Raw genomic sequence first — 307 nt, 5'->3', positions numbered from 1 at the left:
GTTAGCCAAGTAAACGTCGGCCATCCCACCTCGACCGATGGACTTGAGGATGCGATAGCGACCAGCAAATAATTTGCCAATCTGAATCATAATAAAGCCTCACCTTCTACGTGAAGCAAGCCCACGGTAATATTGTCCAGACCACCTGCCTTGTTGGCCTGGGCCACTAATTCTTCTGCCTTTTCTTTAACACCGCCATCGTCAGCCAAGAGGACATTAACAATGGTGTCATTAGAAATCATATTAGTCAGACCATCGCTATTCATCAAGATGAAATCGCCCGGTTCCAATTGTTGAACACCTAGAT

At 45.9% G+C, this 307-nt stretch carries 1 pseudogene; it reads right to left on the bottom strand.

What is annotated here, in order from left to right:
- Positions 1-86: 86 nt before the first annotated feature.
- Positions 87-307 (bottom strand): annotated as a pseudogene (locus FH871_RS35475) (hypothetical protein); the annotation flags it as partial.

This window comes from Larkinella sp. C7, from assembly GCF_006149005.1.
Lineage (GTDB): Bacteria > Bacteroidota > Bacteroidia > Cytophagales > Spirosomataceae > Larkinella.
This window is presented reverse-complemented; position numbering and strand designations above follow the sequence as displayed.